This window comes from Chromohalobacter canadensis (assembly GCF_029544075.1).
In the GTDB taxonomy this organism is placed as follows: domain Bacteria; phylum Pseudomonadota; class Gammaproteobacteria; order Pseudomonadales; family Halomonadaceae; genus Chromohalobacter; species Chromohalobacter canadensis_A.
The window spans coordinates 106,220-121,466 of record NZ_JAJQJH010000011.1 but is presented as its reverse complement, the minus strand read 5'-3'; the positions used below and the strand labels follow the sequence as shown (position 1 = coordinate 121,466).

Annotated in this window: 15 protein-coding genes; 9 read left to right on the top strand and 6 right to left on the bottom strand. The window is 60.0% G+C overall.

What is annotated here, in order from left to right; translation table 11 throughout:
• Positions 1-334 precede the first annotated feature (334 nt).
• The 4 genes from LUN51_RS13415 (at position 335) to putP (ending at position 6,626) form a co-directional block, all read left to right on the top strand.
• Complete coding sequence (locus tag LUN51_RS13415) at positions 335-706, top strand: hypothetical protein (protein ID WP_277811669.1); 372 nt, start codon at positions 335-337, stop codon at positions 704-706.
• A 64-nt stretch (positions 707-770) separates the two neighbouring features.
• Complete coding sequence (locus LUN51_RS13410; protein WP_277811668.1) at positions 771-1,559, top strand: AraC family transcriptional regulator; 789 nt, start codon at positions 771-773, stop codon at positions 1,557-1,559.
• Between the two features lie 192 nt (positions 1,560-1,751).
• Positions 1,752-4,943 (top strand): bifunctional proline dehydrogenase/L-glutamate gamma-semialdehyde dehydrogenase PutA, encoded by a 3,192-nt coding sequence (gene putA, locus LUN51_RS13405; protein WP_277811667.1) that lies wholly within the window; start codon positions 1,752-1,754, stop codon positions 4,941-4,943.
• A gap of 192 nt (positions 4,944-5,135) precedes the next feature.
• On the top strand, positions 5,136-6,626 hold the full coding sequence (gene putP / locus LUN51_RS13400) for a sodium/proline symporter PutP (protein ID WP_277811666.1): 1,491 nt from the start codon (positions 5,136-5,138) through the stop codon (positions 6,624-6,626).
• Between the two features lie 65 nt (positions 6,627-6,691).
• Here putP and LUN51_RS13395 read toward each other — a convergent pair whose 3' ends face one another.
• Both LUN51_RS13395 and LUN51_RS13390 read right to left on the bottom strand, forming a co-directional pair.
• Complete coding sequence (locus LUN51_RS13395; protein WP_277811665.1) at positions 6,692-7,078, bottom strand: GtrA family protein; 387 nt, start codon at positions 7,076-7,078, stop codon at positions 6,692-6,694.
• A gap of 2 nt (positions 7,079-7,080) precedes the next feature.
• The gene (locus tag LUN51_RS13390) at positions 7,081-8,094 is read right to left on the bottom strand and encodes a glycosyltransferase family 2 protein (RefSeq protein ID WP_277811664.1); all 1,014 of its coding nucleotides are present in this window, start codon (positions 8,092-8,094) and stop codon (positions 7,081-7,083) included.
• A 353-nt stretch (positions 8,095-8,447) separates the two neighbouring features.
• On the opposite strand from LUN51_RS13390, the gene LUN51_RS13385 reads away from it, so the two are divergent.
• On the top strand, positions 8,448-9,035 hold the full coding sequence (locus LUN51_RS13385) for an OmpW/AlkL family protein (protein ID WP_277811663.1): 588 nt from the start codon (positions 8,448-8,450) through the stop codon (positions 9,033-9,035).
• A gap of 69 nt (positions 9,036-9,104) precedes the next feature.
• On the opposite strand, the gene LUN51_RS13380 is transcribed toward LUN51_RS13385, so the two are convergent.
• Positions 9,105-9,431, bottom strand: a complete 327-nt coding sequence (locus LUN51_RS13380; RefSeq protein WP_277811662.1) for a YqcC family protein — start codon at positions 9,429-9,431, stop codon at positions 9,105-9,107.
• A gap of 255 nt (positions 9,432-9,686) precedes the next feature.
• On the opposite strand from LUN51_RS13380, the gene LUN51_RS13375 reads away from it, so the two are divergent.
• The 4 genes from LUN51_RS13375 to LUN51_RS13360 all read left to right on the top strand — a co-directional run bounded on the left by LUN51_RS13375 (position 9,687) and on the right by LUN51_RS13360 (position 12,649).
• Entirely contained in the window at positions 9,687-10,721 is a 1,035-nt protein-coding gene (locus LUN51_RS13375) for a DUF3549 family protein (protein ID WP_277811661.1), read from the top strand.
• A 3-nt stretch (positions 10,722-10,724) separates the two neighbouring features.
• Positions 10,725-11,162: an ATP-dependent zinc protease family protein gene (locus LUN51_RS13370; protein ID WP_277811660.1), complete on the top strand. Its 438-nt coding sequence runs from the start codon at positions 10,725-10,727 to the stop codon at positions 11,160-11,162.
• Positions 11,163-11,195: 33 nt separating this feature from the next.
• A complete protein-coding gene (gene rimK, locus LUN51_RS13365; RefSeq protein WP_040244030.1) occupies positions 11,196-12,104 on the top strand; it encodes a 30S ribosomal protein S6--L-glutamate ligase in 909 nt (302 codons plus the stop codon).
• A 110-nt stretch (positions 12,105-12,214) separates the two neighbouring features.
• Positions 12,215-12,649 carry a hypothetical protein gene (locus LUN51_RS13360; protein WP_040244032.1) on the top strand — a complete coding sequence of 145 codons (435 nt, stop codon included), beginning with the start codon at positions 12,215-12,217 and terminating at the stop codon, positions 12,647-12,649.
• A gap of 18 nt (positions 12,650-12,667) precedes the next feature.
• Here LUN51_RS13360 and LUN51_RS13355 read toward each other — a convergent pair whose 3' ends face one another.
• The 3 genes from LUN51_RS13355 to LUN51_RS13345 all read right to left on the bottom strand — a co-directional run bounded on the left by LUN51_RS13355 (position 12,668) and on the right by LUN51_RS13345 (position 15,247).
• On the bottom strand, positions 12,668-13,360 hold the full coding sequence (locus LUN51_RS13355; RefSeq protein ID WP_277811659.1) for a SanA/YdcF family protein: 693 nt from the start codon (positions 13,358-13,360) through the stop codon (positions 12,668-12,670).
• 71 nt (positions 13,361-13,431) lie between these two features.
• Positions 13,432-13,995 (bottom strand): putative Fe-S cluster assembly protein SufT, encoded by a 564-nt coding sequence (gene sufT, locus LUN51_RS13350; RefSeq protein WP_277811658.1) that lies wholly within the window; start codon positions 13,993-13,995, stop codon positions 13,432-13,434.
• 10 nt (positions 13,996-14,005) lie between these two features.
• The gene (locus LUN51_RS13345) at positions 14,006-15,247 is read right to left on the bottom strand and encodes a cysteine desulfurase (protein ID WP_277811657.1); all 1,242 of its coding nucleotides are present in this window, start codon (positions 15,245-15,247) and stop codon (positions 14,006-14,008) included.

The window sequence follows — 15,247 nt, the reverse complement described above, 5'->3', positions numbered from 1 at the left end:
TTGTTTGAATCCTTTGAAGTAACACTAGGGTCGCGAGCTGGTGCGCCAGCCCGGTCGAGCCTCGTTGCCCGCTCCATTTTGTTTGAATCCTTTGAAGTAACACTAGGGTCGCGAGCTGGTGCGCCAGCCCGGTCGAGCCTCGTTGCCCGCTCCATCCTTTCTGCATGATTTGACGTAGCCCTAGGGTCGCGAGCTGGTACGCCAGCCCGGCCGAGCCTCGTTGCCCGCTCCATTCCTGCCTTGCGATTTCACCGCGCCTGGAGAGTCACTGCGTCGTGGCGCGATCGCATGCTAGACTTGATACTTCGCATTCGTTTCGGCCTCTCACCGCATCATGCTACTTTTTTTACTAGTTTTCGCCGTCTGCCTGACGATCCTGGTCGGCACCGTGGCGATGCTGATGCTCAGCCGTACGCCCCGTTACCGGACCGAGCCCGAGCATCTGCTCACGTTGTTCGACAAAACGTTGGACAAACGCGTCAGCGTGGCCGAGTGGCATACACTGGTCGATTATCCGATTCGCCACGATGCCTATCTCGAAAGCATTCGCCGCCGCGCGCAGCATGTGATGGAGGAGCACGGTAGACCCTGGCAAGTCGTGCAGGGAGGTTGCCTGCTATCGCGTGCCGGGCGCGACGAACTCGAGGCGATACGCGACCATTTGCGTGCACGCTTGGCACTGCGAAAGCCTGAACTGGAGGCTTGAGAATTGCGCCTCACGCGTCACGGGCGTGTATGGTAAGCTCACTGCGAAGCTCAGGAGGGTCGCCATGAGCAGCAGCATCCGTCTTACGCCGCTCGACAACACCGTCAAGCATCACGGTCATGCCTTCCATCAGATCGTTATCGGCCTGGCCGGCCATGCCGAATTCGAGATCGAGGGGCAGGGCGGTTCCATTGCCCCTTTGTCGGGCTGCATCGTCCCGATCAATCACGTGCACTATTACGAAGGTATCGGTGACAACCGCCAGTTGATCCTCGATCTCCCGGATGACTCGCCCTCGCTGACCGGAGGTCATCGCGAACTGGCCAGCCTGTTCGATGCGCCACGCTATTTCACGCTCGACGACCCCCTGCGCAATTATCTCAACTTCGTGGTACAGGAAATGTCGCAGCCGCGCCATGCCAACGGCGAATTGCTCGCCACCACATTTTTGAGCTGCCTGCATGCCCGTCTGGCTGCGCCGACAACCCTCGATAACGGACGCGCACTAGATCTCGATACCATCGATCGCTACATCGACCTTCATCTCGCTGAGCGCGTGACGGTCAAGGATCTGGCGCGCCTGGCCTGCCTGAGCGAGGCGCATTTCGGCGAGCGCTTTCGACGCCATACAGGGCTGACGCCGTACCAATACTTGTTGCGTCGGCGACTCGAACACGCCAGCGCGCTCCTGCGTGGCGCCGCCATCCCGCTCAGCGACGTCGCAGCGCGTACCGGCTTCGCCAGCCAAAGCGCCCTCTCGCACGCCTTCCGCCGCCACTACGGTCAGCCACCGTCTCGATTGCGGCGCAATGGGGCGACGCCATTGGCGGCTACTCATCACAACATCGACTAACGTCTAAGATTCAACCCCTCAGCGTCGCCTAGCGGGTTTTTTGACACGCCGACCCGAGAAATTGGCAAGACTCGACGCACTGACCCACTCTAAAGTCGAGGATGACTGACACAACAAGGACGCCGTCATACCGGCGCCGACTCCGCACGCCCTCCTTCATTATCGCGTCGCCGATCATCACGGGGTCATGACATGCTGAATGCCAATACCATGCTGGAAAACGCCACCTGGAACGATGAGCTCGACACGCTCTTTGCACGTGTCAGCGATCATTACAGTGTCGACGAGAATGCCTATGTCGCCGAACTGGCCGCGGTGCTGCGCAGCGACGACGAGGATTTCAAGCGCATCGCCGCGCAGACCGCCGAACTGGTACGCGACGTCCGCGACATGGATACGGCAGTCGACTCCATCGACGAGCTGTTGCAGGAATACAGTCTCGATACCCATGAGGGCTTGATGTTGATGTGCCTGGCCGAGGCGATGCTGCGCATCCCCGACAAGGCCACCGCGGACGCCTTGATCGAAGACAAGCTGGGCCCCGCCGACTGGAAGGCACACGTCGGCCAGAGCGAGTCCTGGTTCGTCAATGCGTCCACCTGGGGGCTGCTGATGACCGGCCGTGTCCTTCAGCTCGATCATCCGCGCGAGGGCAAGCCCGCCAACTTCATCAACAAGATGGTCAACCGCATGGGCGAACCGGTGATTCGCCGCGCCATGTATCAAGCGATGAAGATCATGGGTAAGCAGTTCGTGCTGGGACGGACCATCGACGAGGCCCTGAAACGCTCTCAGCCACTATTCGACAAGGGCTACACCTATTCGTATGACATGCTCGGCGAAGCGGCGCGCACGCGGCCCGACGCCGGTCGTTATTTCGATGACTACGCCCAGGCCATCAAACGCGTCGGTGCTACCAGCCGTAAGCTCGACGCCAAGACCCCAGCGCCCTCGGTATCGATCAAGCTGTCAGCCTTGCATCCGCGTTACGAATTCGGACGCCGCCGCCAGATCCTCGAGGAGCTCACCGACAGCGTCCGCCGACTCGCCTCGCTGGCACGCGAGAACAACGTCGCCATCACCATCGACGCCGAGGAAGCCGACCGCCTGGAATTGTCGCTTGAAGTCTTCCGCGACGTGTTCGAAAGCGATACCTGCCGGGGGTGGGGACACTTCGGGCTGGTGGTGCAGGCCTACTCCAAACGTGTCTTGCCAGTGCTGCACTACATCAACCGTCTCGCCGATCAGTGTGGCGACGAGATCCCACTGCGACTGGTCAAGGGCGCCTACTGGGACACCGAAATCAAAGAAGCCCAACAGCAAGGGCTCGACGGTTACCCAGTCTTCACCCGCAAGGCATGCACCGACGTCACCTATCTAGCCTGCGTGCATTTCCTGCTCTCCGAAAATACCCGAGGGCGCATCTTCCCGCAGTTCGCGACGCACAACGCCCACACCATCAGTACCATACTGGAGCTCGCCAATGCGGGGGATCGTCATTTCGAGTTCCAACGCCTGCATGGCATGGGCGAAGCGCTCTACGAAGCCGCGCTCAAACGCGCGCCACAGGGCACTTATTGCCGTATCTACGCACCGGTAGGCGCGCACAAGGATTTGCTGCCCTACCTCGTACGGCGCTTGCTGGAAAACGGTGCCAATTCATCTTTTGTGCACCAGTTGGTCGATCCTCGCGTGCCTGTGGAAAGCCTCTGCGAGCACCCGGTAGAGACCTTGTCGCAATACGACACTTATGCCAATCCACGGATTCCGCTGCCACGCGATATCTATGGGGAAAAACGCAAGAACTCCAAAGGCGTCAATTTGAATATCAACAGTCAATACCAACCGCTAATCGACGCCATGGCGGCGTTCATGGATAAGGAACATCACATCAAGCCGCTGTTGGCCTTCGATGTGGAAGACGATGCCGCACAGCGTCACGACGTGCTCAGCCCTTACGATACTCGCCAGCACGTGGGCAGCGTGCAGTGGACGACGAGCGAGCAGGCTCAGCGCGCCGTGGATGCCGCCTGGACGGCCTTCCCACGCTGGTGCGATACGCCAGTCGAGGAACGTGCGCAGATCCTCGAGCGCTTCGCCGACTTGATGGAAGAGCACCTCGCCGAACTGATGACGCTATGTTCCCGCGAAGGCGGCAAATTGCTCACCGATGGCGTCGACGAGATCCGCGAAGCGGTGGACTTCTGCCGCTATTACGCCATGCGCGCCCGCGAGATGTTTGACGCGCCGATCCCCCTGCCCGGCCCCACCGGTGAATCCAACGAGCTGATTCTCTCCGGCAAGGGGGTGTTCGCCGCTATCAGCCCGTGGAATTTCCCGGTAGCGATTTTCTGCGGCCAGATGGTCGCTGCCGCCGTGGCCGGCAACCCAGTGCTCGCCAAGCCTGCAGAGCAGACTTCGCTGATCGCGCACCGCGTTGTGGAACTGCTCCACGAGGCGGGCATGCCGCGCGACGTGGTGCAATTGCTACCCGGCGATGGCCCCACCGTGGGCAGCGTACTGACCGGAGACGCCCGCATCACCGGCATCGTTTTCACCGGTGGTACGAACACCGCACAAATCATCAACCGCTCTCTCGCCGACCGCGAAGGTGCCGCGCTGCCGACCTTGATCGCCGAAACCGGTGGCCTGAATGCCATGATCGTCGACTCCACCGCGCTCCCTGAGCAGGTCGTCGCCGACGTGGTGGCCTCGGCGTTCCAGAGCGCCGGCCAGCGTTGTAGCGCCTTGCGCGTACTCTACATCCAGGAAGACGTCGCCGACCACGTTATCGAGCTACTCAAGGGCGCCATGGCGGAGCTGCACATCGGCGATCCGCGCGATCTGGGTACCGATGTCGGCCCGGTCATCGACGAGGACGCTCATCGCCAGCTCAGCGATTATATCGTGCGGCTCAAGGAGGAAGGCCGCCTGGTGGCCGAGGCAACACCCGATGCCGACACCACAGCGCACGGTCACTTCATTGCGCCGACCGCGTTCGAAATCGAAGGCATCGATGCACTGGAGAGCGAGCAATTCGGGCCGATATTACACATAGCTCGGTATCGTAGCGCGGAGATCGATCATGTCATCGATACCATCAATGCTAAGGGGTATGGCCTGACGTTCGGCATTCACAGCCGTAACGAATCCTTCGCTGCTGAAATAGCGCGTAAAATTCGAGTAGGCAATGTGTATGTCAATCGTAATATCATTGGAGCCGTCGTGGGCGTACAGCCTTTCGGTGGCCAGGGTCTGTCAGGCACTGGCCCCAAAGCGGGCGGGCCGCATTATCTGCAGCGGTTCGCCACGGAGAAGACTCGCACCATCAATACCGCCGCCTTGGGCGGCAACGCGTCTCTACTCGCACTGGGAGACGAGTGATCTTCACTCGTCCTCAAACAACAACTGAAGGGAACCCCCTCATGGTCAAGACAACGCCACTACCGGCTTCACCTCCGCGCTCTGCCTGTTCATGATGCTCGCCATCAGCGTTCTGGCTCGCATGCGTACCAACAACCTGCCGGACTGCATCCGGCCTAATAACTAAGATAATTAAGAACAGGAGACGTTTTTATGGCTATTGGTGTTTGGATCAGCCTTTTTGCTTACTTTGCGCTCATGATTGGCATTGGCCTTTATGCCATGCGCAAATCCACGTCCACGTCTGAAGATTACATGTTGGGCGGCCGAACCCTCAGCCCCAAAGTGGCGGCCTTGTCGGCCGGCGCTTCGGACATGAGCGGCTGGTTGCTGCTGGGATTACCCGGAGCGATGTTCGTCTCTGGCTTGGGCTCGGCCTGGATCGGTATCGGCCTTTTCGTAGGGGCATTCTTCAACTGGGTTTTGGTGGCACCACGCCTTCGTGAACAGACGGTTCATTATGGCAATGCGATAACCATCCCCGCGTTCCTGGCAAACCGATTCCCGACTCGAGCAATGTCGTTGAGGACGGTATCCGCCATCGTCATCGTCGTCTTCTTCGCGGTTTACACGGCATCAGGCCTGGTGGCAGGCGGCAAGCTGTTTGAAAGCGCGTTTTCCGGCGTCATCAACATCGGTGGTCTGAGCGATTACGCGGCGGGCGTCGTCATCACTCTGGGTGTGGTGCTTGTCTATACGGTTGTCGGCGGCTTTTTGGCCGTGAGCATGACGGACTTCGTGCAAGGCTGCATCATGATGCTGGCGCTGATCATCATGCCAGCGGTCGTGATCTTCGGTGAAGGTGGCGGCGGTTTCACCCAAGCCTCGCAGACTCTGAATGAGGTCGATCCCACACTGCTATCGTGGACGGATGGATTGACCTTCATCGGTTGGCTGTCTGCAGTGGCCTGGGGGCTGGGTTATTTCGGACAACCGCACATCATCGTGCGCTTCATGGCCATTCGGTCTCTGAAGGATGTGCCTATCGCCCGTAACATCGGCATGAGCTGGATGCTCATTTCCCTAATCGGTGCGGTCTCTCTGGGGATATTCGGCCGAGCCTATGCAATCCGCAATGGTATGGAGGTCGAGGATCCGGAAACGATCTTCATCATCCTGGCGGACCTGCTGTTCCATCCCCTGATCACCGGTTTCCTCTATGCGGCACTGCTTGCGGCGATCATGAGCACCGTGTCCAGCCAGCTTCTGGTGGCATCTTCATCACTGACCGAGGACTTCTACCGCCTGTTCCTGCGTAAGGAGGCAACAGAAAAGGAGACCGTCACTATAGGTCGCGTTAGTGTCGTATTGGTTGGCTTGGTGGCCGCCTTCATTGCATCTGATCCGAACTCTCAGGTCCTGGGGCTGGTCAGCAACGCCTGGGCAGGCTTCGGTGCGGCATTCGGCCCATTGATCATCCTGTCGCTGATGTGGTCACGCACGAACGGCGCTGGCGCCATCGCAGGTATGGTCGTGGGGGCCGTCACCGTCATGATCTGGATCTCACTGGGCTGGAACGCATCGTTCATGGGAGGTTCCGGTGTATACGAGATCATTCCTGGCTTCATCGCCTCCTTCATTGCCATCCTGGTAGTGAGCAATGTGACTAAGGATGCCGGAGAATATAAGCAAATCTCTCGCTAAAAGAGCGCGCATAGCGCACGCCGATTAGTGAAAGGGCTCCTGCGGGAGCCCTTTTCGATGGTCGGTCACGGTGGTGCACCAAAGGCCCAGAAGCGCGACGCCAGGTAAGTGAGCACCGGCACCGTCAATGTCGCGATCGCCACGGCAATAAAGCCGCTTAGTGGGGTCACGGCCAACAAGGCGGCCAACACCCCGTTGTTCAGAGCGAAGCCCAACGCCGCCACCAAGAAGAAACGCCTTGCCCGGCCACGCCGGCGAAAGGTGACGCGCCGATGCCCGATCAACGACACCTGAAAAGCCGCTAAAAATGCCACGAGATTCGCCACGAACTCGGACACTCCCGGCCAGAGCCCGAGCAGCACGCCCGCCACCAGCAAATGTACCCCCGTGGCGATGCCCCCGACGAGCCCGAAGCGCGCAGCAGTACTAGCCTCCCCCACGAACCGACTCATGGTTAGCTGTCACCTCGACCGCGCGACGCTCGTGGCGTCTCGCTATCTTCAGCGACCAGGTAGAGCGGCCGATGCTTGGCCTCGATGAAGAGCCGCCCCACGTATTCCCCCAGCACGCCGATCGACAACAATTGCATGCCGCCGAAAAACAGAATCGCCGTCATCAGCGACGCATAGCCGGGCACGTCGCTGCCAAATAGCACCACACGCCCTACCAGCAATACGATGTACAAGAAAGCGATCAACGCGATCACCGCACCGAAGTAGGACCAGATCCGCAGCGGCCAGGTGGAGAAACTCACCACTCCATCCAATGCGAAGTTCCACAGCTTCCAGTAGTTGAATTTACTCTGCCCCGTTTCACGGGAAGGGCGCGCGTAGTAAACCCCGGTGGTGCGATACCCCGGCCAGGAGAACAGCCCCTTCATGAACCGGCTGCGTTCCGGCAGGCGGTTGATAGCGTCGACCACACACCGATCCATGAGCCGGAAATCCCCTGCATTACGCGGAATCGGTGTCTCCGCCATGCGGTTGAAGAAGCGATAGAACAAGCCGGCAGTGGCACGTTTCGTATGAGTATCCTCGTCACGGGTACCGCGCACGCCATAAACCATGTCATAGCCTTCCTCACGCCACACGCGCACGAATTCTAGAATCACCTCTGGCGGATCCTGGAGGTCGACATCCATGGGCACGATGGCATCGCCACGGGCATGCGCGAGGCCCGCCGAAAGCGCCGCCTCCTTGCCGAAGTTACGGGTCAACGAAAGGTAGCGTACGCGGGCGTCGCTCTCATGCGCGTGGCGCAAGCTGGTCAGGGTCGCATCCTGCGATCCGTCATCGATGAAGAGCACTTCCCAACGCGCAATATGGTCATCAAGAGTGTCATAGATCGCTTGTAGGAACCCCGGAATGGCGGCTTCTTCATTCATGACAGGCACCACGATGGACAACAGCCAACCAGCACCAGTGCCTTCTTCCTGCACTCCCTCGCCCGTCGACGATGATAGCTCCATCTTTTCCTCCGCTTTTAGCTCGCCACGATCAACCATAGACACGACGCCGCCATATCCAGCCACCACCTGAGCAGACCAACCACACCGATCCATGACCACCCATCCACGTACTCCTTTCACGATGGGCTCACTTGGCAGTTAAGAGGTTTTTCACCCGCTTGGCTAATCCGTCATTTCGATAACACGACGCCCTTATAATGCCGAACTCGCCCATCATGGTGAATTAGACTCCCCCAACGGAAGAAAACAGTGTTTGAAAATTCTTCTGGACTTAAAAAACACTGTTTCCTATACTGCAAGCGTTAATACGGAAACGCCGTTCGATACGGCGCTGTAACCCAAAGGAGTGCTCCATGACCAAGACCAAACTTTTTTCCGCTCTCGTACTGGCCGGCTCCTGCGCTTTCGGTACCCAGGCCGCTCTCGCCTATGATGCAGGCGACTTCTTCGTACGCGGTGATATCGCCAAAAGCGATATGGATGACAGCCATGTCGACGACGAGAATGGTTTCATGGGTAGCGTCGGCTACCTCTTCCACGACAAGCTGGGTGTCGCCCTGAGCTCCAGCGAAAAGTTCGAGCACGACTTCTCGACCAATGGGGTCGACGGCGACTTCGAACAGCGCCCGATCAATCTGACGCTGCAATACTATCCGCTGGGTGGCACTGACTCGCGCGTTCAGCCCTATGCTGGTGCCGGCGTCAATTACACCAAGTTTTCCAGCGAAAACCTCGCCAACGGCCAGAGCGCCGATATGGATGACTCCTGGGGTGCCGTCGGTGAACTCGGCGTTGACCTGTTCGTGACCGAGAACCTGGCCTTCAATGGCTTCGCCAGCTACACCGATGTGGACTCTGACGTCGACATCAATGGCAGCTCAGCCGGTTCAGTCGATCTGGATCCGGTCACCGTGGGTGGCGGCCTCAGCTATCGCTTCTAAGTAAGATGCGTCAGCAAGTTGATATAACGCCGGGCTCTCGCCCGGCGTTTTCGTGTCTGGCCATGTACATCACGCCTCGGTGACGACCCGGTCTACCTCGGCCACGGCTTCGGTGACCACGCGACGCACGCTGGGCGAGGCGTCCTTAAGCCAGGTATCCACGGCGGGCGCGACATCGCAGGACGCCGGTAACGGTGACTCAGCTTCGGCCAGCGTTTCGAGCCGCGCCACGAAGACATAGCGCAGCCACTGAGGCATCGCCATGGTATCGACGCAAAATGGCTGCTGGCTGGCGAAAGCCGCTGCGGTTGGTTCTTCCACTCGCCACATATCGACACTGCGTAACGTCGCGACCAAGTTTTCCAATGCCTGCATCAAGGCGTCATGAGCCGTCATCTCGTCTCCTGGAAAAGGGTAAACACAGCTCCATTATCGCGTTCACCCTAGGCGATTGGCCACCTCAACAACGGTTTCTCCTCAATACGTCGTTTACCCACAGTTCATTGGGACGGGATTGTGGATAAACGTGGGACAACCCTCGTTTGGCCATGGATGACGCCGCCTGGCAGAAAGCGTTTATTTTTTAACCAATCTGGGCTGGTCAACGCCATCCTTGAACGCTACAGTGCCGGCCTCGATCCCGGAGGCAGCATGCAGTCGATCACCACGCTCAGTGAATTTTTCCAACGTACCGGTGCGGAAGTACGCCTTTTCGACATGGGGCGCCGCATCGCGCCTTTCGAATTATCACGGCTCACCGAGTTCGAAGCCGGAACTACCCCCTGGCCCTTGCCCTGGAACGGCCAAGCGCGCCTGGCATGCGCATTCCGCCTGGGCAACGATACCGCAAGCGAGCCCTTGATCTGGTTCTTGGCTTTGCCCTTGGATGAGCAAGGCATGCTGGTCCCCGGGCCCCGCGACGCCTTTCTCGAACGCCTGGTCGAGACCCTGGGCCGCACGGTGGAAAGCGTCGGGCGCGACGATGCACCACACATCGACAACTTGATGCACGACAATCCCTTGGTCTTTACCCCCGAGCTCACACAGCAAGCCATGTTGCATGCCCAGGCCGTCCGCGACTTTGCCCAACCGGCCAGCAAGCACCATGCGCTGGTCTACGCCTACCTGATCGATGCCGACACCAGCGTCAACTGGCGAATGCTCGGCCTCCAGGGAATTGCCGATTTCGTTGCCCGCCTCGACAGTGGGGAAGAAGTTCGCTTGGCCGAGCAGATCCCCACGCTACCGGTCGAGGCCCTGCAACCGCTTTGCTACTGTATGGAGCATCGAGACGTGGCTTCGGCATGCGTGGAGCCGCTTCGCGAACGCGCCGAACAAGCAGCGCGCTCAGGGGATCTCGAAACTGTGTGCGCGGTAATTCGCGCTCTGGGTGGCAGTCGCGATTCGCGGGTCGGCGCCTGGTACGATACGCTACTCGACGACCCAGCGGCCTGCGGGCCCGATGTCCTTGCCGCCATCGCCGCGCGCGGCTGGACACATCTCGAGGATGAGCAACGCTTACCGCGGTTTCTCACACGACTAGCGGAAACGCCACAAGCAAACTTTACCGCACTGGTACGTGATCTGGCGCTTGTGCCACGCTTGCGCCTACCGGTATTAATGACGCTGCGCCAAGCGAGTGCCGACTCCCCTATCGGCTTGCGCTTGGCCGAACTGGATCGTTGATGCATGAAAGCACTGCCCTATCAAGCCAAGGCCGTCATCGGTCGGCGCGAAATGGTCACCCTTCCGGAGCTGGGTCTAACGCTGTGCGCTAAAATCGATACGGGGGCGCGCACCTCGGCGTTGCACGCCGAAAACATCGAGACATTCGAGCGGCAAGGGCATCTTTGGGTGCGTTTCATTACGCGCAGCGGCGGCCCCGACGCCCCAGCGCACACGCTAGAACTCCCGCTGTATGACCGACGCAAGGTCAAGAATTCCAACGGGTTCGAGCAATGGCGCCTCGTCATCCGAACGCACATGCAGCTCGGGGGGCTCGACTATCCTATCGAACTGACCTTGACCGACCGGCGTAGCATGCGCCACCCCATGCTGCTTGGACGGCGCGCGTTGCGCCGCCTTCTGGTCGCGCCTGGCGCGGCCTTTCTGCACGGCGAACCCTGATCCCGCCGGCATCGCTATCGAGTGGAGACGACCATGCACATCGGCATTCTTTCACGCAATCGCAGACTGTACTCGACGCGGCGTCTGATCGAGGCTGCCGAAGCGCGCGGGCACACCGCCCGGGTGGTCGATACGCTGCGCTGCTACATGAACATCGCCTCACACCGGCCGTCGATTCACTACAAAGGCGAGGAAATCGAACCATTCGATGCCATCGTGCCGCGCATCGGCGCCTCCGTCACCTTCTATGGCTGCGCCGTGTTGCGCCAGTTCGAGATGATGAGCACCTATGTCCTCAACGACTCAGTCTCGATCACGCGCTCGCGCGACAAACTACGCTCTCTGCAATTGCTGTCACGCAAGGGGCTGGGACTGCCGGTCACTGGGTTCGCCCACTCACCGGACGATATTCCAGACCTCATCACCATGGTCAAGGGTGCACCGCTGGTCATCAAACTGCTCGAAGGTACCCAGGGCATCGGCGTGGTTCTGGCGGAAACCAACCAGGCCGCCGAATCGGTCATCCAGGCCTTCATGGGTATGAAAGCCAACATCATGGTCCAGGAGTACATCAAGGAGGCCAAGGGCGCCGATGTGCGCTGCCTAGTCATTGGCGACAAGGTGGTCGCCGCCATGAAGCGTCAGGCGCTCGAAGGTGAGTTCCGTTCCAATCTTCACCGTGGCGGCACCGCCAGCGTCATACGTATCACCCCGGAAGAACGCTCCACGGCCATCCGCGCCGCCAAGGCAATGGGCCTGCGCGTCGCCGGTGTGGATCTACTACGCTCCAATCACGGCCCCGTGATCATGGAAGTCAATTCCTCACCGGGCTTGCAAGGTATCGAAACCGCCACAGGCAAGGATATTGCCGGACAGATCATCGACTACATCGCGAAAAATGGTGTCACCCCACGCAAGGCGCCTCCCAAACCCAAAGGCTGAGCGAGGCATCCGTCGTGCGCCGTGCCACACGGGGAAATTTTCTTGCCGCCGGGGTAGCAAAACGCTGTTTCCACCCGCACAATTTGCGTCACCGGAGGAGGTGACCGCCCATGTTTCTCGATAATCGCCAAGTGGCGATGGACAGCGTGCTGGAAGCGCTGGCCGACAGTCTCGATTATTTCCAGGACAATTTCGAGCGCCTGCGTCCTGCGCTGCGCGATCGTCTGAAGCCGCATTATGAAGAGCGCGGCCAGGCCATGCGCGAGCTGCAGAAACTGGCCAAGGAGCATCTCGATATTCTGCCGCGCGATGCCGACGTGGAGCGCGATGACTACCTCTGGCTATGGAGTCGTATCAAGAGCTTCGTGGGCAACGACAGTCAGGTACTGTTAGGCGAGCTACTCGAGCAGGAGCGCGTGTTGATGCAGGCGATGGGCACGGCATTCACCCACCCCCTCCCGGATGCCGTGGAGCCGGCGCTGGAGCGCTGCTGGAAGAACTGTCGAGCGTTGATTCGCGAGCTCAACGCACAGCATAAGCGTTGATCCCGATCTCGGGCACCGTCACTCCTCCTTCTTGCGGATAGGCAACGTTTCAGGCGGCCCGAGAAAGTAAGGTACCCTACCCCACAGATAGATATCACCGACGGTCGCTGCACGTGCCAACCATTCGCGCAACCAAAGCTGCCACTCGCCCCCGACCCGACCGTCCGGCACAGCGCAGCCTTCCGCTTTCAAGCCGACCGCATCGGCGATAAACAGAGCACGCGGCAAGTGCCAAGCCTGCGAAATCATCAGCACGTGCTCAGCCCCGAAGACACGGCGCGCTCGCACCACACTGTCGAAGGTGCTGAAACCGGCATAGTCGAGCGTCATATCGTCACTATCGACATTACGCGCACGCAATGAGCGCCACATCGACACGGGCTCGTTGTAGTAACGCGTGCGATTGTCACCGGACAGCAAAAGGTGCTGGACACGCCCCAGGCGCAGCAGTTGCGCAGCGGCCTCCATGCGCGCAGCAAAATAGGGGTTATGGCCGCCGCCACGAAGTCCCTCGGCGGTCCCGAAGACCAGCCCGACCGGCTCGGCGTCGCACACGAGCGTATCGTGATGAATACGGCCAGCCGTCTTGGCGAACACCCAGACGTTGAGCGCCACCACCACGGCGAATATGAAGATCACGCCGACAAGACACCACTTGAGCAGTCGCCATCCCCATCGGATCAGCCCCCGGCGACCGTTTTCTCGCGGCATGCGGATCTCCAACGAATAAAAGGGCGTCAGCCACGCCCCACCATGAGAAAGAGAGCGACGAAGGCATCGTCCTAGAACATGCCCAGCTCCAGCCTCGCCTCCTCCGTCATCATCTCACGGCTCCAGGGCGGGTCGAAAACGATCTCGACATGCACCTTGGACACTTGCGCGGCCCCCTGGAGCTTACGCCGGGCATCTTCGGCGATCACCTCTCCCATGCCGCAGCCTGGCGCGGTCAACGTCATGCGAATGGTGACCATGGTCTCGCCACTTAGAAGATGCTCGATACGACATCCGTAGACCAGCCCCAGATCGACGATATTGACCGGAATCTCCGGGTCGAAACAGGTCCGCAGCTGCGCCCAGATGTAGGCCTCGAGCTCCTCGTCGCTGGCTCCCTCGGGCAGGAACGCACGCGACACTGCCTCGAGCCCCAGGGCATCGAGGTCGTGTCCCTCGATCAGGAACATGCGTCCCTCGAAGCCGACACTGACCGTTCCACCCTTGGCCTGCATCACCGAGACGATACTATCCTCGGTCAAGGTCACGCTCTTGCCGAAGGGAATCGAGATCGCCTCGACATCGCGCTGCAAGGGCATTTCTTGCCCCTTGTAGAGGCTTTGCAGTTGATCCATGCCGTCTCCGTTAGCGCACCATGGCGATGACTTTCTGTAAGGCCTCGACGAACGCATCGACCTCTTCCGGCGTGTTGTACGCGGCCAGAGAGGCGCGGCATGTCGCGTCGAGTCCCATGCTGGCAAGCATCGGTTGGGCACAATGATGCCCGGTACGAATCGCCACGCCAAGCTGATCGATCAGCAGGCCGATATCTTGGGAATGCGCGCCGTCGACCACGAACGATAGCACGCTCACCTTGTCAGGCGCCGTGCCGATCATGCGCAGGCCATCGACCGCCTTCAACTTGTCGGTGGCACGCTCGAGCAGGTGATGCTCCCACGCCGCCATCAGATCGATGCCGGTATCCGCTATCCAATCGAGTGCCGCCCCCAGAGCGATCACTTCCGCGATGGCCGGAGTGCCAGCCTCGAACTTGTGCGGAATCTCGCTGTAAACCGTGCCCTTCTCGAAGGACACGCGGCTGATCATCTCGCCACCGCCCTGCCAAGGCGGCATCGCCTCGAGCAAGGCCTCACGACCATAGAGTACACCCACGCCGGTAGGGCCATAAGCCTTGTGGCCCGAGAACGCATAGAAGTCGACGTCCAGCGCCTGAACATCAACGCGTTGATGCGGCACCGCCTGGGCACCATCAACCAGAATCAGTGCACCATGCTCATGCGCCGCGCGCGCCATTTCTGCCACCGGATTGACGGTGCCCAGCGCATTCGAAACGTGATTGACACACACCAAACGCGTACGCTCACCCAGCATGTCCCGATAAGCCGCTTGATCGAGCACGCCGCGCTCATCGACCGGAATCACCTTGAGCGTGACGTCCAGCGCCTCGGCCAGCATCTGCCAAGGTACGATATTCGAATGATGCTCCATCAACGAGACGATGATCTCGTCACCCGGGCGCAGATTAGCTCGACCCCAGCTATTGGCGACCAGATTGATCGCCTCGGTGGTGCCGCGCGTGAATACGATCTCGCGATGCGACGCCGCCCCCAGCCATGCACGCACCTTCTCGCGCGTGCCCTCGTAAGCCGCCGTGGCCTCGTCGGCCAGGGTATGCAACCCACGATGGATGTTGGCGTTATAGCGCCGATAGTAATCGTCCAGCGTGTCGATGACCGCCGACGGCGTCTGGCTGGTCGCCGCGTTGTCCAAATAGATCAACGGCTTGCCGTGAACTTCCCGTTCGAGGATCGGGAAGTCGCTACGCACACGCGCCACATCAAGCATCGTCTCGGCAAAGGCATTCAT